This is a genomic window from Methanoregula sp., from assembly GCF_052325125.1.
GTDB lineage: Archaea > Halobacteriota > Methanomicrobia > Methanomicrobiales > Methanospirillaceae > Methanoregula.
In genome coordinates, this window is the sequence record NZ_JBKQWO010000010.1 from 22,764 (window position 1) to 42,115 (window position 19,352).

The 19,352-nt window shown below is 56.4% G+C and carries 20 protein-coding genes; 14 read left to right on the forward strand and 6 right to left on the reverse strand.

Annotated elements, in window-relative coordinates; genetic code table 11:
- Window positions 1-9: 9 nt before the first annotated feature.
- Together ACLQMU_RS02340 and ACLQMU_RS02345 are read right to left on the reverse strand one after the other, a co-directional pair.
- Complete coding sequence (locus ACLQMU_RS02340; protein ID WP_422149340.1) at window positions 10-1,182, reverse strand: 4Fe-4S binding protein; 1,173 nt, start codon at window positions 1,180-1,182, stop codon at window positions 10-12.
- Window positions 1,183-1,205: 23 nt separating this feature from the next.
- Window positions 1,206-1,472 (reverse strand): 4Fe-4S dicluster domain-containing protein, encoded by a 267-nt coding sequence (locus ACLQMU_RS02345; RefSeq protein WP_422149341.1) that lies wholly within the window; start codon window positions 1,470-1,472, stop codon window positions 1,206-1,208.
- 289 nt (window positions 1,473-1,761) lie between these two features.
- On the opposite strand from ACLQMU_RS02345, the gene fhcD reads away from it, so the two are divergent.
- The 10 genes from fhcD to ACLQMU_RS02395 all read left to right on the forward strand — a co-directional run bounded on the left by fhcD (window position 1,762) and on the right by ACLQMU_RS02395 (window position 11,346).
- Window positions 1,762-2,646: a formylmethanofuran--tetrahydromethanopterin N-formyltransferase gene (fhcD, locus tag ACLQMU_RS02350; RefSeq protein WP_422149342.1), complete on the forward strand. Its 885-nt coding sequence runs from the start codon at window positions 1,762-1,764 to the stop codon at window positions 2,644-2,646.
- A 94-nt stretch (window positions 2,647-2,740) separates the two neighbouring features.
- A complete protein-coding gene (locus ACLQMU_RS02355) occupies window positions 2,741-3,697 on the forward strand; it encodes a tRNA(Ile2) 2-agmatinylcytidine synthetase (protein ID WP_424039219.1) in 957 nt (318 codons plus the stop codon).
- Window positions 3,681-4,577: a methanogenesis marker protein 11 gene (gene mmp11 / locus ACLQMU_RS02360; protein ID WP_422149344.1), complete on the forward strand. Its 897-nt coding sequence runs from the start codon at window positions 3,681-3,683 to the stop codon at window positions 4,575-4,577. The genes ACLQMU_RS02355 and mmp11 overlap by 17 nt, the downstream gene beginning before the upstream one ends.
- Window positions 4,559-5,527, forward strand: coding sequence for a radical SAM protein (locus tag ACLQMU_RS02365; protein ID WP_422149345.1), 969 nt, complete (start codon window positions 4,559-4,561; stop codon window positions 5,525-5,527). Before mmp11 ends, ACLQMU_RS02365 begins: the two co-directional genes overlap by 19 nt.
- Complete coding sequence (locus ACLQMU_RS02370) at window positions 5,524-6,804, forward strand: thiamine pyrophosphate-dependent enzyme (protein ID WP_424039217.1); 1,281 nt, start codon at window positions 5,524-5,526, stop codon at window positions 6,802-6,804. The genes ACLQMU_RS02365 and ACLQMU_RS02370 overlap by 4 nt, the downstream gene beginning before the upstream one ends.
- On the forward strand, window positions 6,776-7,906 hold the full coding sequence (locus ACLQMU_RS02375) for a homocitrate synthase family protein (protein ID WP_422149347.1): 1,131 nt from the start codon (window positions 6,776-6,778) through the stop codon (window positions 7,904-7,906). The genes ACLQMU_RS02370 and ACLQMU_RS02375 overlap by 29 nt, the downstream gene beginning before the upstream one ends.
- Window positions 7,903-9,114, forward strand: a complete 1,212-nt coding sequence (locus ACLQMU_RS02380) for an aconitase/3-isopropylmalate dehydratase large subunit family protein (protein ID WP_424039215.1) — start codon at window positions 7,903-7,905, stop codon at window positions 9,112-9,114. The genes ACLQMU_RS02375 and ACLQMU_RS02380 overlap by 4 nt, the downstream gene beginning before the upstream one ends.
- Entirely contained in the window at window positions 9,114-9,584 is a 471-nt protein-coding gene (locus ACLQMU_RS02385) for a LeuD/DmdB family oxidoreductase small subunit (protein ID WP_422149349.1), read from the forward strand. Before ACLQMU_RS02380 ends, ACLQMU_RS02385 begins: the two co-directional genes overlap by 1 nt.
- Window positions 9,581-10,381 (forward strand): DUF7714 family protein, encoded by an 801-nt coding sequence (locus tag ACLQMU_RS02390; protein ID WP_424039213.1) that lies wholly within the window; start codon window positions 9,581-9,583, stop codon window positions 10,379-10,381. Before ACLQMU_RS02385 ends, ACLQMU_RS02390 begins: the two co-directional genes overlap by 4 nt.
- On the forward strand, window positions 10,378-11,346 hold the full coding sequence (locus ACLQMU_RS02395) for an isocitrate/isopropylmalate dehydrogenase family protein (protein ID WP_422149351.1): 969 nt from the start codon (window positions 10,378-10,380) through the stop codon (window positions 11,344-11,346). The genes ACLQMU_RS02390 and ACLQMU_RS02395 overlap by 4 nt, the downstream gene beginning before the upstream one ends.
- Before the next feature lie 161 nt (window positions 11,347-11,507).
- Here ACLQMU_RS02395 and ACLQMU_RS02400 read toward each other — a convergent pair whose 3' ends face one another.
- Both ACLQMU_RS02400 and ACLQMU_RS02405 read right to left on the reverse strand, forming a co-directional pair.
- On the reverse strand, window positions 11,508-11,870 hold the full coding sequence (locus ACLQMU_RS02400; RefSeq protein ID WP_424039211.1) for a metal-dependent hydrolase: 363 nt from the start codon (window positions 11,868-11,870) through the stop codon (window positions 11,508-11,510).
- Window positions 11,871-12,235: 365 nt separating this feature from the next.
- Window positions 12,236-12,718: a YkgJ family cysteine cluster protein gene (locus tag ACLQMU_RS02405; protein ID WP_424039210.1), complete on the reverse strand. Its 483-nt coding sequence runs from the start codon at window positions 12,716-12,718 to the stop codon at window positions 12,236-12,238.
- Window positions 12,719-13,219: 501 nt separating this feature from the next.
- Here ACLQMU_RS02405 and ACLQMU_RS02410 point away from each other — a divergent pair.
- The 3 genes from ACLQMU_RS02410 (at window position 13,220) to ACLQMU_RS02420 (ending at window position 15,020) form a co-directional block, all read left to right on the forward strand.
- Window positions 13,220-13,792, forward strand: coding sequence for a DUF2179 domain-containing protein (locus ACLQMU_RS02410; RefSeq protein ID WP_422149354.1), 573 nt, complete (start codon window positions 13,220-13,222; stop codon window positions 13,790-13,792).
- An 88-nt stretch (window positions 13,793-13,880) separates the two neighbouring features.
- The gene (msrB, locus tag ACLQMU_RS02415) at window positions 13,881-14,381 is read left to right on the forward strand and encodes a peptide-methionine (R)-S-oxide reductase MsrB (protein ID WP_424039209.1); all 501 of its coding nucleotides are present in this window, start codon (window positions 13,881-13,883) and stop codon (window positions 14,379-14,381) included.
- A gap of 90 nt (window positions 14,382-14,471) precedes the next feature.
- Window positions 14,472-15,020, forward strand: coding sequence for a ribonuclease III domain-containing protein (locus ACLQMU_RS02420; RefSeq protein WP_422149356.1), 549 nt, complete (start codon window positions 14,472-14,474; stop codon window positions 15,018-15,020).
- A gap of 52 nt (window positions 15,021-15,072) precedes the next feature.
- Here the strand turns inward: ACLQMU_RS02420 and ACLQMU_RS02425 are convergent, their stop codons facing one another.
- The gene (locus ACLQMU_RS02425) at window positions 15,073-16,077 is read right to left on the reverse strand and encodes a CorA family divalent cation transporter (protein WP_443673519.1); all 1,005 of its coding nucleotides are present in this window, start codon (window positions 16,075-16,077) and stop codon (window positions 15,073-15,075) included.
- Between the two features lie 181 nt (window positions 16,078-16,258).
- On the opposite strand from ACLQMU_RS02425, the gene ACLQMU_RS02430 reads away from it, so the two are divergent.
- Window positions 16,259-16,738 carry a redoxin domain-containing protein gene (locus ACLQMU_RS02430; RefSeq protein ID WP_422149360.1) on the forward strand — a complete coding sequence of 160 codons (480 nt, stop codon included), beginning with the start codon at window positions 16,259-16,261 and terminating at the stop codon, window positions 16,736-16,738.
- Between the two features lie 331 nt (window positions 16,739-17,069).
- On the opposite strand, the gene ACLQMU_RS02435 is transcribed toward ACLQMU_RS02430, so the two are convergent.
- Complete coding sequence (locus ACLQMU_RS02435) at window positions 17,070-18,992, reverse strand: agmatine deiminase family protein (protein WP_443673520.1); 1,923 nt, start codon at window positions 18,990-18,992, stop codon at window positions 17,070-17,072.
- Between the last annotated feature and the right edge of the window lie 360 nt (window positions 18,993-19,352).

Genomic DNA, 19,352 nt, shown 5'->3' on the forward strand with positions numbered 1-19,352 from the left:
CGTCCTCCCTCACGCATTCTCCATCATTTTCAGTCCGACCTGTCCGGTGATGCTTTCTTTTACCTTCGAGGTTCTCTTCGTGAAGAGTTTCTCCTTGATCTTCTTGAAGAGATCCGTTTCCTTGCCTTTCATCCGGATACCGGTCCGGTGGAGGACAATGATGTCCTCACCGGGACAGGCATTCACACATGCGCCGCAGAGGATGCAGTAGTCCTTGTTGACCGCGATGGTGGCTTCAATATTGTGCCCCATCTCAGCTGCGGGTTTCTCGCTGGGGAGATAGATCGCGTTTGCCGGGCAGATCTCTGCGCAGGTCGAACAGCCGCCAGGGCACTTCTCGGCATGGAATTCGATATCGCCTTCGAACATCTTTTCAACGGTAATTGCTTCGGTCGGGCAGTTGCTTGAGCACCAGGTACAGGTGCAGCAGTTGTCCTTTATGATAGAGACTTTGCCGTCAACCTTGTCGGAGATAACTTCACGCTCGACGGTGATACATTCCTCAGGGCAGACTTCCACGCATACCTTGCAGGCGTCGCACTTGGTCTCGTCCCAGATCACATCGCCCTCGATTTTTCCGACTTCGGCAGTAAATTCCTTGTGCTTGACCCTGATGGCAGGACAGAGTGCACCACACAGGCCGCACAGGGAGCATTTCTCCTTGTCGACCGTGAAGGTCGTCTTGGTCTTGAGTGCGGTCTGGCGATCCTTTGCCCCGGCAACCGGTCCCTGGTAGGTCCCTTCATAAGCCGGGACATTACGGTCGATTGCATCTCGCGGGCAGACCTCTTCGCAGATCGTGCACCTGACACACTTTTCGTCATCGATCTCTGCCTTCATGTCGTACTGCGGGAATCCCTCTTTTTCAACAATGGGAAGCCGCTCCTGATTGTCGACCTTCAGAGTCAATGCATTGAACGGGCACATAATAACGCAGACACCGCAGTACGAGCACTTGGTCTCGTCTACATCGATAGGTGTCGCGTAGTTGATTGCCCCACGGCGGGCTGCACCGACAAGTCCGAGGACGATAGCATCCTCCGGACATGATTCGACACAGATACCGCACCCCGTGCAGGTCTCTGAATTCAGAATCAGGTTGTTCACGCTTTGAAGGAGGCGCTGCTCCATCACAACGTTGACACCATCCCTCTTTTTGGAAAACTTTGGAAACAATGCCATGAAATAACCCTCACGCTGTTCCTCTATTGCACCTTTGCCTCTGCTCTGGTTTCCCAGGGCCCTGTCAGCCTGATACCATCATGCAGACACGCCTGGACGCATTCGCCGCACCCGGCACGGAACTCACCCGGAAAGCCAGGGACCATTGATTTTCCATCCCTGACTGCGTAGATTGTTTCATTTGACACCGGATTTACCGTGTGAAGTTCCAGCGCGTCCACAGGACATGCAACAACACATTTACTACAGCCAGTGCAATGTTCGTGGTAAATCTGCTCTGCAAATGCCATGAGTTCTCGCACCAGCTATGATCGATTTCAAAATCGATTATCAAAAGAGTGGTGAAAGTATCTAGATAAAGGTTCTGAAATATATCGCTGTAACCCTGCCTTTATATTATAAATTTTTAATTTTTCTTTATATGTGCCTGCTTCGTGTCAATATATAATTAGACCATATTAACATACTGTACTGTACTTTTTCGCTGTATTCCGGTGCGCTTTGTCGAGCGCGGATTAAATGAGAAAATTTATTCAGTAATAATCAAGGTACTGTTGGTATACACGAGGTTATGTTAGCATGGAAATCAATGGCGTAACAATCGACAACACCTATGCAGAAGCATTCCCGACCTGGGTCTGCCGGGTGATCATTACTGCAGTAACGAAAGACTGGGCACTCAAGGCAGCCACAGAGGCAACCGGGTTTGCAACCTCTGCGATCGGATGCCCGTGTGAAGCAGGAATCGAAAGTATCCTTTCCGGCAGCGAAACCCCCGACGGAAGGCCGGGTGTTGCGATCCTCATCTGCGCAAGCAAGAAAAAGCTCAAGGAGCAGGTCGTGGAACGCCTTGCCGAGTGCGTGCTGACGGCACCGACAACAGCGGTCTTCAATGGCATCACCGATGCAGAAGAGAAGATTCCGGTGAAACTGCATTTCTTTGGCGACGGGTACGAGTACCAGAAGGAAGTCGGCGGCAGAAAGTGCTGGGCAATCCCGATCATGAACGGCGAATATGTCGGTGAGGAGGAGTTCGGTATCGTAAAGGGTGTTGCCGGCGGCAACTTCTTTATCATGGGCGAGAACCAGATGGCAGCCCTGATGGGCGCCCAGGCCGCATCGGATGCGATTGCGGGGGTAAAAGGCGTTATTACGAGTTTTCCGGGGGGTATCGTGGCGAGCGGTTCCAAGGTTGGCAGCCTGAAGTACAAGTTCATGACGGCATCTACGAATGAGAAGTACTGCCCGACGCTCCGCGAGAAAGTGGCGGACAGCAAGGTTCCCGCCGGCATCAAGGCGGTCTATGAGATTGTCATTGACGGCGTGGATGAGAAGAGCGTGGCTGCTGCCATGGGGGCCGGCATCAGGGCAGCTGTGCAGGTGCCTGGCGTGAAATTTATTTCGGCCGGTAATTTCGGCGGCAGCCTTGGGCCGTTCAAGATCGATCTGGCAAAAGTCATTTAATCCTTTCTTTTTTCTGCAAAATTTTTCGCACTCATGGAATTCTATATATATTTTTATTGCCGAATGATTTGTTAACGAAAATTTCGGCGATAATATGATCACACTTACACCCGATGACGTGAAGCAGCGGTTCGGGCCGCTCTTCTCAAAGAAATTTCTGGTGATGGTTGACGAGAGAGCGGGGCGTGCAGAAATCCTCGAGCAGTGTCACGCCCGGGGTACTATCGAGTGGGATGCGATGAACCGGTCCCGTGCCGGCGGGGCCGTAGCAGCGTGTGCCGTTGAGGGGAGCACGATGACCATCTTGGCACGCCTCGGCCGCCACCCGGTCAATTTCGGGGCAGCTGCCGGTACGATTGGGGGACAGGCGCTGGAAGCGGTGGAAGTGAACGGTGACGAGGTGATCACCACTTGGGCAGGCATTGCCGGTGCCGGGGTGGGTGTTGCTGCCTGTCTCCCGCAGGCACCGGGGGTTATCCGGGCCGAGTACCCGACGGAGGATGACCTTAAGGTCGGGGGAGCACGGACCAACCGTGTCCGAATCATATCCCCCCGCTATGAGAAAATCTCCTTTGGGATCGATGATACGGATACCACTCAGGAAGGGGCTACCTGGGTGATGGCCTTAAAGTGTGCGGAGGCCTGCCATATCGAAGGCGTGGAGTTCCTCAACATGCGCCTTGTCCAGCTCAATCCGGCGGTCCCCAATAAGACGACCAACTGTGTCGGATCTGCCCTCAATTTTGCTGCCCAGCCGGGAAGTATCGATGCACTTCGCAAGTTCGTCTGCACGTTTGTGGAAAAGCATACCTTTTCAAAAGATACCGGTATCGCGTTCTCCCGTGGTATCGGGATCGGCGAGGATTCCCCGCTGCTGAAAGCCATCAAGACCGATATTGTCACTCTTGAAAACGCTGAAGCAGAGGCAGAACGGCTTGGTATTGGGTATCTTGACCATAACGGGAGGAAAGGGCGGATCGGGGCGCTTGGTGCAGTGCTCTGGGCAAACCGGGGAATCGAGGCGGCGGGGTTGTATGGCGAGCATCTCTGACCCGTACGTGATCCGTTACCCGCAGATCGTCGCAATGGCGGATGAGACCGGAAGCAGTGTTGAGCTGATCGAATTTTTTGACTGCATCGGAGGCGCGATGTGGACCCAGCACCATTACGCACAGAGCCCGCTGGTCAGGAGTGTCAGGTGTGTGGGATCAACCACCCGGTTCCTGCTCCGTCCCGGATCTGTCGATCTTGCGTTAGAAGGGTCCCGGTTCCCTGCCGGAATCTCCGCAGTCTCGGTAATCGGGGACGAGATTGCGGTGACCTACATCGGCATGGGCGGTGGTGGCGTAGGTGCGACCTCCTGCCGTGCTGCTGCAAAGGGTGTGCTGCGGGAACAGTGCGATCCGTCCGGCGGGGGAAAAGTGGCCAGTGCCACGCTCTGGCTGCCCCGCCGGCAGCGGGTGCTCATCGGGGTGGATGATACCGATACCGCTGAAGAGGGGGCGACGTGGACGCTCGTCCATAACATTGCAAGAGCGGTGGAAAATGAACAGTCGGTCTATCTTTCGCATACGATTGTCCAGCTCTTCCCGGTAGCATACCGGACCAAGAACTGCGTAAGCCTCGTGGCCGAATTTGCAACAACAGAACCGGAACGTCTGGTCGGCAGGTTTGGCGAACTGCTCAAAAAGTACACCCTCTCGCAAAAGACCGGCATGGCAGTCTATGCCGGTTTTTCCCCATCCACGGAGCTTATGGAATATGCAAAGGACGTCAAACGGGGTGAAGTTACTCCGGATCGTGTGCAGAATCTCCGGGATCCCAATCTCCGCATCGTCATGAACGGGCGGGGGATCACCGGGGCGGTGGCGGCCCTGCCGTTCTTCACCCGGTACGAGGTGGCACTGGAACTATGCAGTGGGAAGAACTGAAGGCCCGGCTGCTCGAGGCCGGCTCTGCCCGGCTCAGCGGCGAACCTGCTGACGATTTTATCGCAAAATCCACGGCAGGCCCGGGTGCCGGGGGAAAAGGCGCGGTCTTCTTTGCCATGGGTAATCACCGGGTCAAGCTGGTGATCAACCCGGCCTCCCCGGTTGAGATTGCCCACCGGGGAGGCGGGGTTGCTGACCTCTATTTTGAGGACCGGCAGATCCCTGGCAGACTCCTCCAGCCGGGGCTTCACTGCCCGGACCAGGCTTTCATCACCGTTACGGAGGGCTGCATCTTCTCCTGCCGCTACTGCACCGTTCCGCGGCTTCCCGGTAAACGCAAGATCGTAGAGGAGATCATGGATCTTGTTGAATCGGTCCGGCACCATATCAGCGCCATTTCGCTGACGAGTGGTGTTCAGGGAAGCATTGAGGAGGAAGAAGCCTACGTCTGTGAGGTCATCGGTCACCTGAAGTTCTTTGGCCTGCCCATCGGAGTCTCTATCTACCCGACCGACCAGGCCCCGGACAAGCTCCATGCCCTCGGTGTGGCGGAAGTCAAGTTTAATATCGAGGCTGCCACCCCGGAACTCTTTGCAGAGATGTGCCCGGGTCTTGACTACGACCGGTTGTGGCGGGTCCTTGACCGGTCCATGGAACTCTTCGGTAAGGGCCGGGTCTTTTCCAATGTCATCATCGGCCTTGGCGAGACCGATGCGGAGATGGAGGCCTGCATCAACCGGCTCACCTCTCAAGGGGTGATTCCGGTGCTGCGGCCGCTCAACCCTGTTGCGGGATGCGCCGGACGACCCCGGCCCTCTGCCCAAAGGCTCCGGCACCTCTTTGCCCTGCACCGCCAGGCCCTTGTCCGGGGTGGACTGGACACCGCCGGTGCGCTTACCATGTGCACGGCCTGTGCGGGATGCGATCTTGTGCCCGGGAGGGACGAATGAAGGGAGCTGAGGCGCTGGCGGCGGCGATATCCGCCGGTACGGACCGGCAATATACTGTCCCGGGATTCCCGATCACAGAACTGGGGTTATTAACTCGGGCAGAGATGGTCATAAACGAGAAGACCGCTCTCGAATATGCCCTGGGCGATTCTCTCGCCGGCAGGCGAGCGGCAGTGATCATAAAAAACGTGGGTGTGAATGCCTGTGCAGACCCGCTTGTCCAGGCTACGGTGCAGGGTATCCGGGGAGGAGTCCTCCTTGTCGTCGGTGACGATCCCGCAGCCAAAGGTTCCCAGACGGCACAGGACTCCCGTTATTACGGTGAACTGGCGGAGATTCCGGTGATCGAACCGGATGAGGTGACCTGTTTTTCCGGGGTCGAAGCGGCACTTGCAGCATCGGAGACATTCTCCCGGGTAGCCATTCTCCGGCTCACGCCCCGGCTGCTGGACGCTGAGGTCACCGGGGTTCCGGCTCCCCGCACCCGGGGAAGCGGGAGACTTGCCGATCCGGGCTGGACCATGCATGGCAGGGTCACCGCTGCAACAGAGATCTACCGGACGATGTTTGCCTGGTCGGATGCATCACTCCTGAACCGGTGGAATGGGGAACCTTTGGGTGCCGGTCCTGCTCCGGGGGAGTCCCGGCTCGTGACCGTGAACCCGGTGCCTGCCCGTGCCGCACCGTTCCATGAGATAAAGGAGTTCGGCCGGTCCTTTGTCCGGGATCACCGGGCCATTCTGCCGCCGGATCCGCAGGGACGGCCGGAGTCACGGAGAGACCGGGGATTCAGCCGGACGTTCTGTTCTGCCTGCCCGTACCGGCCCCTGCTGGATATCCTGAAGGAACGGGATATGTTTCTCATCTGCGATGCCGGCTGCTCGGTGTTCGGGCTGAATCCCCCCTACGACCTGGGCGTTGCCAGCTATGGCATGGGTTCGAGCATCGCGGTCGCTGCACGGAGCACGCATGTGGCGCTGATCGGTGACTACGCACTGCTCCATTCGGGCATCAATGCCCTTATCGATGTGTATGAAAAGGGGCTCCCTCTCCTGTGCATCGTGATGAAAAACCAGTGCGCCGCGATGACCGGTGGACAGCAGGTGAGCGATCCCATCCCCTATATCCGCTGGGCCGACCCGGTAATCTGCCCTGCGGACGATGAACGCAGCCTCCGCGAGGTGATCCACGAACCGGATGCACCGCAGACTGTTGTCGTGGAGGCGGAATGCCCCGAAGGAGCACACCATGAAACCGTGGAATATCGAGATCTGTGACGTGACGCTGAGAGACGGGGAACAGACACCCGGTGTGTCGTTTTCCTGCGAAGAGAAGGTGGATATCGCCCGGACACTGGATCGTGTCGGCGTGGAAGTGATTGAGGCCGGGTTCCCTGCCGTTTCTGAAAACGAGAAACAGTGCGTAAAGACCATAGCAAACCTCGGACTCGATGCCCGGATCTGCGGTTTTGCCCGGGCCAAAAAAGAGGATATCACGACTGCCATCGACTGCGACGTCGATATGGTCTCCATCTTCATCCCGACGTCGGATCTCCACGTCCGGGTCAAGTTTAAAAAATCACGGGAGAAGGTGCTCGAAGACGCCCTTGCCATGATCGATTTTGCCCGGGACCACGGGGTTGCCGTGCGGTTTGCAGCCGAGGACGCATCACGGACAGATCCGGCCTTCTTAAAGGAAGTATACCGCCAGGCAGCCGACCACGGGGCAGTCCTGCTCAGTTTTGCCGATACGGTGGGGTGCCTGATCCCGGACGAGATGCGTACGATCATGACCGATCTCGTCTCTTCTGTCGACCGTCCGTTCTGCGCCCACTGCCACAACGATATGGGCTGCGCCGTCGCAAACACGATCACCGCGGCACAGGCCGGCGCCTTCCAGCTCCACACGACCGTGAACGGCATCGGTGAACGTTCGGGCAATGCATCTCTCGAAGAAATACTGGTTATCCTGCGGACCAAAGGCGGCATCGACCGGTATGACCTCTCGCACCTCACCACCCTCTCCCGGAAAGTGGAAAAATATTCCGGCATCGCGCTTCCGAAGAACAAGCCGGTGACGGGGGAGCTCGCATTCTCCCACGAGAGTGGCATCCACATCGCAGCAATCCTCGAAGATCCTGCGACCTATGAATATTTCCCCCCGGAACTGGTGGGGAGCGAACGCCACTTTATCCTTGGGAAGCACACCGGGAGAAAAGCGCTTGAGCACGTGATCTCTTCTCTTGGCGAAGATCTTTCCGAGACCCAGATCTGCCGGGTCCTTGACCTGGTCAAGGAACACTCTGAACAGAAATGCAGTATCACACCCGGGATACTCCGGAAACTGATCCGGCGGGCACAGCGGGAGTCACCGTCATGAGCACGCTTTCCGAACGCATCCTTGGCGCTGCGGCCGGGGAGTATATCGACCGGAAGGTCGACAGGGCGTACGCCCACGACGGGACCGGTGTCCTTACACTGGAGGCCTGGAAAGGGATGGGTGGGGACCGGCTGGGAAAAGATACCGGGTACTATATCCAGTTCGACCATATCGCCCCGGCCAACAACGGCACGACCGCCACCCTCCAGCACGAGATGCGGGATTTTGCGAAAAGCTCGTGCATGCAGTTCTCTGATATCGGCTGCGGGATCTGCCACCAGCTGATGGCGGAGGGGCTCATCCTTCCCGGCGAGATCGTGGTCGGGGCAGATTCCCACAGCGTCACGCTGGGGGCGTTCGGGGCGTTTGCTACCGGTGTGGGTGCAACCGATATGGCAGCGATATGGCTGACCGGGGAGACCTGGTTCCGTGTCCCCGAATCGGCGGGCATTCACCTGACCGGGAGATTTACCGGTGCGGCGGAAGCAAAGGATCTTGCACTCGCCTACGTAGCTAAGCTCGGTACTGACGGCGCAACGTATCAGGCGCTCGAGTTTGTCGGCGACGGGGTACATGCCCTCACAATGGACGAACGGCTTGTCCTCTCCAACCTCTCGGTCGAAGCCGGGGCAAAAGCCGGGCTCTTCTATGCAGACGATGTAACGGTCCGCTACCTCAAAGAACACGGCCAGGATGCTGCCAGTCAGGAATATGAACCCTGTTCGTACCGAAAGGAACTCGATCTGGATCTTGCCGATATCGTTCCGCTGGTTGCCGTTCCTCACCGGGTGGACACGGTAAAGCCCGTGGATGCCCTTGCAGGTGCGCCGCTCGACCAGGTTTTTGTCGGGACCTGCACGAACGGGCGGTACTCCGATCTCGCCCGGTTTGCCCGGCTGGTAAAGGGGAATAAAGTGGCCGTGCGTACCCTTGTGATCCCGGCCTCGGCAGCGATCCTTAAAAAGGCGATCCGGACCGGGGTGCTTGCCGATATCCTCGAAGCGGGTTGCACGATAGGGACGCCCGGGTGCGGCCCCTGCCTCGGGTACCACATGGGCGTGCTCGGGAAAGGAGAAGTCTGTCTCTCGACTGCCAACCGGAATTTCAGGAACCGCATGGGCGTTGGCGGGGAGATCTACCTTGGCTCCGTTGCGACCGCTGCCGCAAGCGCAATACACGGTGAGATCACCTCCCCGGAGGCGGGATAATGCAGGGCAGAGGGATGGCCGTGTGTCTCCCGGCCGATGTTGATACCGATCTTGTCATCGCCGGCCGGTACCTGCGGACCAGGGACCGGAACGTCTGGGCGACCCATGTGTTCGAGGATCTCGATCCTACGCTTGCTCCCCGTCTCATGGGAGCCGTGATTATCGCCGGTAAGAATTTCGGATGTGGCTCGTCGCGGGAACAGGCAGTCCTTGCCCTCCGGGAAGCCGGGGTTGTCGCGGTCATCGCCCCGTCTTTTGCCCGGATATTTTTCCGGAATGCGATCAATATCGGCCTTCCGCTCATCGAGTCTGACCTGACCTGCGAAGAAGGAAGCCCGGTTGCGTTCGATCTATCGGAGGGATGGGTAGATGCAGGGGGAAAGCGGCACACGATCCGCCCGTTGTCTCCCCGGATGCAGGAGATCCTCATGGCCGGTGGTCTTGTTGAATACTGGAGGGCTCACCGGTGATCTTCCCGGAGCACTGTAAAGTCGTCGGGCTTGCCTCGACAAAACCCTGCGGTGACAAGGTCTATACCATCAGCCGGTATCTCCTGCGGGGGACCGGGGCCGGGTATGAACTCCTGGAGGTCTCTCTTGACCCCGCGAAAAAAACGGTCATGCGGGATATTGTCTCGTCCCGGGTTCTTGCGACACCCTATGAGGTCTTTTGTTACCAGGAGAAGGTGCAGCTCAACGACCGGGCCCGGCTCGTCCGGCTCGCCCTTGAAAGCGGGTACCGGTGCACAGTCTTTACCGGGCTCGAGGAGAACATGACATTTGTTCTCGATCCTGACCTGTCGGAATTTCTTACCGTGCATGTCTACGATGTGATCCCTCCCCGGCCGACTCTCTCGGCGAGCTTAAAAGAGATGGAATCGATCGGGCTCTTCGGGGAACTCTCGGTGGTATTTGACCACCATATCCGGGACATCACCACGGTTCCTGCCGATGTCTATCCCTGCCGGGCTGCCGGGTATACGCGGACGCTGGACGCCGACCCGATGCAGGGTGGCGAACGGGTGGCCGGGTGCCTGACGGCAAAGCAGCTCTGTACGGAATGCTACGGGACAGATTTCACTCTTGAGAATATCTGTCCCCTTGAACAGGTTGCCGAAGAGCCGTTTATTGCCCGGTGCTGCCGGTCTGAACGGGAAAGGGTCGGTACCTGGGAGGGGAAGTTCGGAGCGATTGTCCACTGGGGGGCCAGTCCTGCAAAGATCGCCCTGTCGGTACAGGAACTGGTCAGTCTGTGGAGGAAGAGATGACGCGGATTGCAGTTGTTGAAGGTGACGGGATCGGTCACGAGGTGATCCCGGTCGCACAAAAAGTGCTCGCGCTTCTTCATCCCGAGTACGAGTACTTCCCGGTCGGGATGGGGTACGGGCGCTGGGAACGGACCGGCTGCCCCTGTGCCGATGCTGATATCGCAGCGCTCAAACCTGCGGACGCCGTCCTGTTCGGGGCGGTCACGACCCCGCCGATGAAAGATTACCAGAGCGTTGTCCTGCGGATCAGGAAAGCGCTCGACCTGTACGCGAACCTGAGGCCGGTCAAAGGCGAGGGGTTCGATATCATGATCGTGCGGGAGAACACCGAGGGTCTGTACTCGGGGATCGAGGAGACCGGATCTGATCGTGCGACCACGCTCCGGGTGGTGACCCGGGCGGGAACCGAACGGGTAGCAAGAGCGGCTATCCGGCTTGCACAGCAGCGGCAGGGCAAGCTCACCATCGGGCACAAGGCAAACGTGCTCAAATCCGATGTCTTCTTCCGCGACCTCTGTATCGCAGAGGCGCAAAAGGCCGGGGTATCGTATACCGAGAAGTTCATCGATGCCCTCGGTCTTGATGTCCTCCAGCACCCGCAGGCATACGATGTGATCGTGACGACGAACATCTTTGGCGATATCCTCTCCGATGTAGCCTCGTACCTTGTCGGGGGGCTGGGCCTTGTGCCGAGTGCAAACATCGGCGACCGGTACGCCCTCTTTGAGCCGGTACACGGCAGCGCCCCGGACATCGCAGGGAAAAATCTGGCAAACCCGATCGCTACCCTGCGGAGTGCTGCGATGCTCCTTGAGTATCTGGGCGATACCGGTGGGGCCGTGCGGATAGAATCCGCCATTCAGCAGGTCCTTGCGTCGGGTACCCGGACCCGGGATCTCGGGGGATCGGCAGGGACCCGGGAGTTCGGAGATGCAGTCCTGCGTGTTCTCAGTAAGCAGGGATGAATCCCGGCTTTTTTTGAAAACCGGTTGTTCTGTAAGGGTCCGGCCGGTCTTTTGCACTGCTTATTTCATTAAGCGGTTTCAATGGGGATTGTTACAGTTCACTGTCATGACCTCTGGTTTGTGCATCGCGATTATCCAGACTGAATCGGTATCGATCCGTGCTATTCCGGCAGTCCTCTTTTTGTTGTGGAATCGGCCAGGAGGTGGAAGAGATATCCAAGGACAAAGCAGGACAGGCCGTAGACAAGGAACGCATGGGGGATAAATGGCGATGGCAGTACACCGATTGCCGCAGTTATACCAAACGCACCCGCCATACATTTCAGCGCTCGTTTGCTGTGGAATATCCTCCGGTGTTTCCAGCTTGTCGGCGCTTCCAGGATATCCGGCATGATTGAACCGGTGATAACTGCGAAAAGTCCGAGGAGGAATACCTCGCTGGTGGTCTCACGCAGGAGACTGAGCAGGTATGCGTATCCAAAAAATGCCAGTACTCCTATGATGATGTGCGCACCTTTCCTCATTTCAGGTAATGTCTTGATCGAAGCGGGGTGATAAGCGCCCGGCCGTGCATGGTGAAAGTATCTTTGCCCGACTTGGATGTGGGATTACCCTCTGCTGTGGTTCCCCTGAAAGCCCTGTATTCTGGTATCTATGCCGACGATCGTCTCGTATATACTGCGGCAGCCGGTCCCGTTTGTATATATCAGTATGCGGTTTATTGGCGTTAAAACCGCGAACATGGTGGAACGTGATCGCAGGACTCTTCACCCGCATGAAAACAAAAAAGAACGGTGCCGGTTATCGCACGTCAGGGGGAGGTATTCCCTTCTCTTACGGATATGTGGGATGGGGAAATGGAACGAAAGGGAATGGTATACGTCGTCCGTCACTTCACGATCCGGTACCCGGCCCGGGAGAAGACATCTGCCACATGTGCTTCCCACGCGGCCTCATCGGGAATAGTTACGCCTGCCATCTCATCATCCCAGAGTTTGCGAAGGTCAGCATCCAGCGTGGAAAAGAATAGCGATCCCTCCTGCACCCGGCCAATATGGTTACCCTTTGGGTCAAGGACAAGGAGACGGAAACAGGTGTAGCGCCGGCAGAGATCGGTACGGGAATGATGGATCGTGCAGCAGGCGAGTTCTGGTTCCCTGAACCTGAGAAACGGGCAGGCCCTCTGACGGAGCTGCCCAATATCCTGCGACCGAAAAAGCTCCACCATATCCAAGTCAAGGGTAACCATCCGCTCTTCGCCGGTAACAGAGAAGCGGATCCGGAACCTCACGGGATCGATCCGGTCTTCGATGCCGATGATATCCCCCATGGAACTGCAACATTCCCCGCACTGCTGACACTGGAATGCCATCGATGATCCCTTTTAGAGAGTGTGTGGCGGTGACAGGGATTAACATGGCGGAAACAAAAAGGGTATCCATCCCCCCCTCTTCCGGCCCGGATGGGGGGTACCCCCTCAGGGTTCCAGCACCACAAACCTGTGTTTCGTGTGGAGTCTTCGTCGGAGTATGTTTGTTGTTTGCGGTCAACAGGGGAAGGGGGTACCCTCCCTCCGCTTCCTGCGGTTGCGGGCCGGGTTGAATAACCCGGAGTCTGGCCGGGCTGGTGATCATGGTGATGGGGGCTGAAGCCCCGCATACCCCCACAAGCGAGGAGTGCGGCCGCCCCCGCGGCGGATTGCCTGCCCCCTATATGGAGAAAAACAGTATCTGTCCCGACGTGCAGCATCGGCCATGCCGGCACCCGGTTTTACTCCTGTACCTTCTTTTAAGGAAACGACGCGCCTGAAGATCCTTCCGCAACTTATACAACCGATCCGGTTCGATTATTGTAGTCAGGAGCGAAACGACGCATGGATATCGGTATTTTTTGGGCAGCAGCAGCTATACCCCTCCTTATCTTTTTCGCCCGGATTGCCGAGGCAAGCCTTGAGTCGGTCAGGACGATTTACATCAGCAAGGGACACGCAAACCTCGCAGCATATGTCGGGATAGTCAAGACCGGGATATGGCTGATCTCTACCGGACTTGTCCTCACTGACTTGATGCAGTTCTGGAATCTCTTTGCCTATCTCGCAGGCTACGGTATCGGGACGGTGCTTGGCATGGCGATCGAGAACCTTATCTCGATCGGGTTCGTGATCGTCCGGCTCATCACTCCCGGCGAACCGCAAACTCTCATGTCCCGCCTCTCCACGCTGGGCTATGGCATGACCCGGATAGAAGGTACCGGTAGTTTCTCCGGCACCGTCAGTATCATCTTTATGATCGTCCCAAGAAAGGAGCTTTCCCGGCTGCTCTCCATCATCTCCCGGGAATACCCGGATCTTCTCTATACCATCGAGGACGTCCGGAACATCAAGGACGGGGCGAGAATCTTCTATAAAGACCCCAAACGCCGCATCCTCAGTTTCTTTGGAATGTAATACCCCGTAAATACCCCGTATCCGTGTCAGCATCAGAAAGTCTATCATCCGCAGCCTCCATCCTCATGGTGGGGAGGAGACTCCAGAAATGAATCACGGAACGGCACATGCAGCAGCAGGAGAGGCCGGTAACATCCCGATCTTCAACCCGGAAACCGGTCGGGTAGAAGAGGTAGCCCCGGTGGTAAAGACCGATGCCGAGTGGCAGGAACAGCTGACCCCGTTGCAGTTCGCGGTCGCACGAAAGCAGGAAACCGAGTATGCATTCACCGGCAAGTACCATGACTGCAAGGCGAATGGCATCTACCGGTGCGCCTGCTGCGGCACGGCACTCTTTTTATCGGAGTCCAAGTTCGATTCCGGCACCGGCTGGCCGAGTTTCTCTGCGCCGGTCTCGTCGCTCAATGCCCGCACAAATGCGGATAGATCCCACGGCATGGAACGCACCGAAGTGCTCTGCGCCCGGTGCGGGGCCCACCTTGGGCATGTCTTTGATGACGGCCCTCCGCCCACGGGCAAACGCTACTGCATGAACTCGGCAGCGCTTGCGCTCCAGCAGACGCCCGGGAAACAGGATATGGTTGGCTGATCCTGCCCTGCCCGCTCAAAAAACCCGGTCGGCCCATCCAAAGAGGCCGAGGTATTTATGTCGTTATCCGCTAACGGCTGAGTGAGGATTATGGAAAAAAAGGACGATCTGCAGAGTATCGAGAGGATTATCGGGTACCATTTTTTTGAGCGGCAGCACCTGATCCGGGCGCTGACCCACCCGGCCTACGCAAATGAATTGATCCAGAAAAACCGGATCTGCCTTACCCAGGAAGCCTATAGTACTCTCGGTGACGCGGTACTCAAGACCAGCCTTATCCTGTTTTTAATGGAGAGAGGTCTTCAGGAAAAGGGAGCCATAACCCGGACAAAAGAACAGCTTGAGGACAATCACAGTCTTGCAAAAATCGGCCGGCGCATGAAGATCAAACGGTTCATCCGGCTCGGGCGCGGGGAAAAAGACCTCTGGCAATCGGGAGAAGAGACGATCCTTGCCGACACCGTGGAAGCCATTGTGGGGGCGATCTTCCTCGACAGCGATGCTGGCCTCGGGGTGGTCAGGCAGTGTATCGGGACGTGGTTTGAGCCCGAACTTTCGCAGATCAAGCGGGAAGACCTCCCTAAAAAGAAGGCTAAACTTCCTCTTTCCTCGATTTCCAGACGTGCACGACCCAGATAAATGACGTGGCAGTTGCTGCGATCGTTGACACGATGAGGAGCGGAAGGTACCACTACTGTTCTGCCATATGGCCTTCCATAATCCCGCTGCCCGCAATCGTGGCAATCGTATTGGGGACCAGAAATGCAGTGCCCAGCACAGTAAGGTACGCGGTCACGAGAGCAAACCGGTTATTGAGACTCTGGAGCTGGTTGTTGTAGATACTCTGCATCACTTCAAGACCTGAAGCGAGCACGTTTGACATCTGCTCTGAGAGCTCGATATGGCGCTCGATATTGTCGGAAAGAATCCCGATCCGGCCCAGCAGTTTCTCATCGTTTGTAATAAGGTCAGCATCCCCGTACTGGAGTGAGTTTATTACGTCTTTTGTCGCCCAGAGCACGTTGAGGTAATCGATCAGCACGTGCTTCATACGGTAAATCCGGTGGGCGATCTGTCTTTTTGCGATGTTCTCTTCGATCAGCGATTTGCTGATCGCATCGCCGTGCATCTCGATCTCCCGGAGGTACTCAAAATTACGGTCATTGTTTTCATCAATAATCCGTTCAAGCATCAGGGTGATCTTGTCGCACGTGCACTTGGAACTGATCCGCTTGAAAAATGGCTGGGCATACCGCGAGAACCGGAGCAGGCGGTTGATATCTTCGGAATGGACAGTCAGGATAAAATTTTCGCGGATCAGGACGAAGAGCGGATGGACGGTCATGTTGTCGCCCTTCATGGTTACGGAGGGGAGCATGATACCCAGTTCCGTGTCGTAGTCCTCGTATGCCGAGTAAAAACCGGTCGAGAGCTTGGGAATCGGCAGTTTCGTGAACCCGGCAATCTGGGCGATCTGCTCGATCTCCTCTGTATTGTTCTTTGTGCTATAATCAATCCAGGCAATACTTGCCTCAGGAACTGTCGCAAGGTATTCTTTGAGCTGGCGGTCGATAAGCCGGTCGATCCTGCCATCCCTGGAAAGAATAATACAGAAGTTGAGCGGGATCGGGCCGGCAGCCTGGGGGGATGATAGGTTCTGGGGGTCCTGCGGGGGTTGGGGTGTTGTGCTCTGCATACTCATTGCAGCATATCCTGTAAATGGAGCGGGAGAAAGATCCGGTCGCATCTGCGATACCTTTTATTGTGGGCTGGAGGGGATAAACATACCAGAAATGGAGATCGAAAGAGGTTCGCTGCGGCCCGGATGCGAACACTCATATCCAATGCAGGTAATCCGGATTGTATTGGTGAGACAAATGGAACGGCAGCCCATGATACGGACCGGTGATCCGGCACGGAATTTCTCGCTTAAAGATCAGAACGACAAGACCTTTGATCTGTTTGAACAGTCAGGCAAACGGGTTCTTGCCTCGTTTCACCCCCTCGCATGGACGTCATATTGTGCCGCCCAGATGCAGTCGCTTGAAGAAAACCGGGATCTTCTTGCATCGCTCGATACCATCCCGATCGGGGTCAGCGTCGATTCCGTCCCGTGCAAGAAAGCATGGGCTGAACACCTCGGGATCACCCATACTCCCCTGCTGTGTGATTTCTGGCCTCATGGCGGTGTTGCCATGACGTACGGGATCTTCAGGGAAGCAAACGGGTTCTCCGAGCGGGCGAACATTATCATTGACGAGAACCAGCGGGTACTGTTTGTCAAGGTCTACCCGGTTCACAGCGTTCCCGATATCAAGGAAATTATTGCAGTCCTGCGCCAGAAAAAACCGGCGTAATCTTACAAAGGGCATACGTGATGTTGCCGTGCTGGTTGCAGCGGTGTCACGGCGTTTAGGCGGGCAACCCGTTTACGGAAAATCGATCCGCATCTCTGGGTCCTGCAGCGGCCTCAGGTGCGGACTGATACGATAAATACGGTGCAGACAAAAAGCGCAAGCACTATGCTCACAAAAAATCCTGCAACATACCCGATTGCGAAAGTCCCTGATAATACGACACTCATTTTTTTATAGGTTCTCCGGAGGGAAGCACAAGGAGAAGTTGCCTGCACCCTTGATTCAGGAAAGCACCTGCCACCTTTACAAAAAAGTTTCAGGTAAAAAAGGTTCACGGCCGGGGTTGTTGCTGGGTGGCGCAGTGGAACGTCCCGAACCCTTCAACCATTGCACGTGCGTTTATCCCGGTTACGGTCCGATCCGGGAAAAGATCCTGGAGGATACGGAGTGCCTCCTCGTCATGGGGGTCATCGAATACCGGGACGATCACCACGGTATTCCCGATATAAAAATTCGTGTAACTCGCCGGGAACCGTTCGTCCCCGCTGGTAACAGGCGCCGGCATGGGGAGTTTTACAATGGTGAATGGATTGTTTTCCTGATCGGTTGCATGCATCAGGATCTCATAGTTTTCTTTGAGAACCGCGTAATTTTCATCAGCAGGGTTCTCTTCATATGCACAGATGATGGTTGATGGCGAAACGAACCGGGCGATATCATCGATATGGCCGTCCGTATCATCGCCGGCAACACCGCGGTTCAGCCAGACAATCTTTACAGCCCCGAGGTATTCTTTGAGATAGACTTCGATTTCCTCCCGGGTAAGTTCCGGGTTCCGGTTCGGGTTGAGGAGGCAGGCCCGGGTGGTCAGTACCGTCCCCCTGCCGTTGGTATCAATCGAACCCCCTTCGAGAATAATTCCGGGCCGGAAGACGGGCAGATCGAGCCACCGGTTCATATCCGTCGGGACCTGCCCGTCGGTAATCTGATCTTCGTATTTTTTGCCCCATGCATTGAACTCCCAGCGGACCATCGCGGATTTCCTGATGGCCGGGTTCACTACAAACGTCGGGCCATAATCACGGATCCATACATCAGAATAGGTGATCGTCCGTATCGTAACCCGGGACAGGTCAACACCGGCGCTTCTCAGGCGTGTTTTTACCATCCTGTTTACCAGCGGCGTGGGAACGAAGATTTCTACGCGTTCTGAACGTACGACCTCGGCAATAAATCTGACATATCCCTCCTCCACCATCTTGAGGTTCGGGAAGGTGTTTTTATTGTGCGGCCACGAGAGCCAGACCGCATCGTGCGGCTCCCACTCCGCGGGCATGAAAAAACCCAGTTTCCGGGGAGTATCACCTTTACGGGGTATGGGGGCCATCGCATTGTGCTCCGGCACCCGCGAACAGATGGTGCCATAGGTGTCTGGCCGACGGTTCCTGAAAAACCCCCATGAGTCCCTGATTGATTCGTTCATCCCCAGATCGACACGGGTGAGAATGATCTCTTCCTTATCGCCGGCACGGGCGAGGAGTTTTCCGAACGCATCACAGACAAACGATCCCCCGAAAAACCGGATATCTCCTTCCCGTCCCGTCCGGTTGACAGCAGCCACATGTACGCTGTTTGCGATGGCATGGCTGCGCTGGATCAGCTCCCATGCCTCCTGCCAGTCCCCCTCGCCCGGGGGCTCAGTACAGGGATTACCGATTGCGGTAGGATAAAAAATGATCTCTGCCCCCTCAAGGGCCACGCATCGCGCCGCTTCGGGGAACCACTGGTCGTAGCAGATGAGAACAGCTATCCTGCCATAACGGGTGTTATGCACGGCATAGTGCTCTCCGGGATAAAAATAGCCTTTTTCAAAAAATTTCGGGTCCTGGGGGATGTGGACCTTATGGTAGGGTGCATGCATACCTCCATCTGCATCGATCACAACCGCTGTATTGTAAAATCGTCCGGATAGCGATCGTTCAAAGACCGGGACGATGATGACTGCAGCGTACTGCCGGGCGAGCCTGGCAAATGCCTGTGTCGATTCCCCGGGGACGTCCTCGGCAAACTGATCAACGTGTAATCCTATCTGCTGCGGAAAATAACGGGTACGGAACAATTCGGGCAGGCAGATGATCTGTGCCCCGCTCTGTGCGGCAGTCTCGACACGTGCAAGTGCCGTTTTGAGGTTCTCATCCGGGTCCGGCCGGACCTCCATCTGGATGAGTGAGACCGTAAGAGTGGTGGGATTCATGTGGTGATACTCTTGCTTTAGAGGGTTATTTGTCCATAAATATCATGCTATCCAATAGAAGATGGATCCATGGGAAAGGAATGTAAGGACGATGGGGGTCCTCGGGTAAAAAGAGAAGTTGCTTCATACGGCCTCATGGAGGAAGCGTATGGGCTTTTTTTCGGAAATGGCAGGTTATTTCTTATACGGTTATGAGGAATCTCCATTGTCCAGCTTCTGCGAGGCAGACCTTCTCTTTTCCATCCACTCGGTGAACTGGCCCATAAGGGAGAGCACGGCGGGCATGATGAATATGGCGCCGATGAGGGAGAAGCCGACGGCGATGAGGGTGGAGACACCGAAGTTGCTTGTGATGGGGAA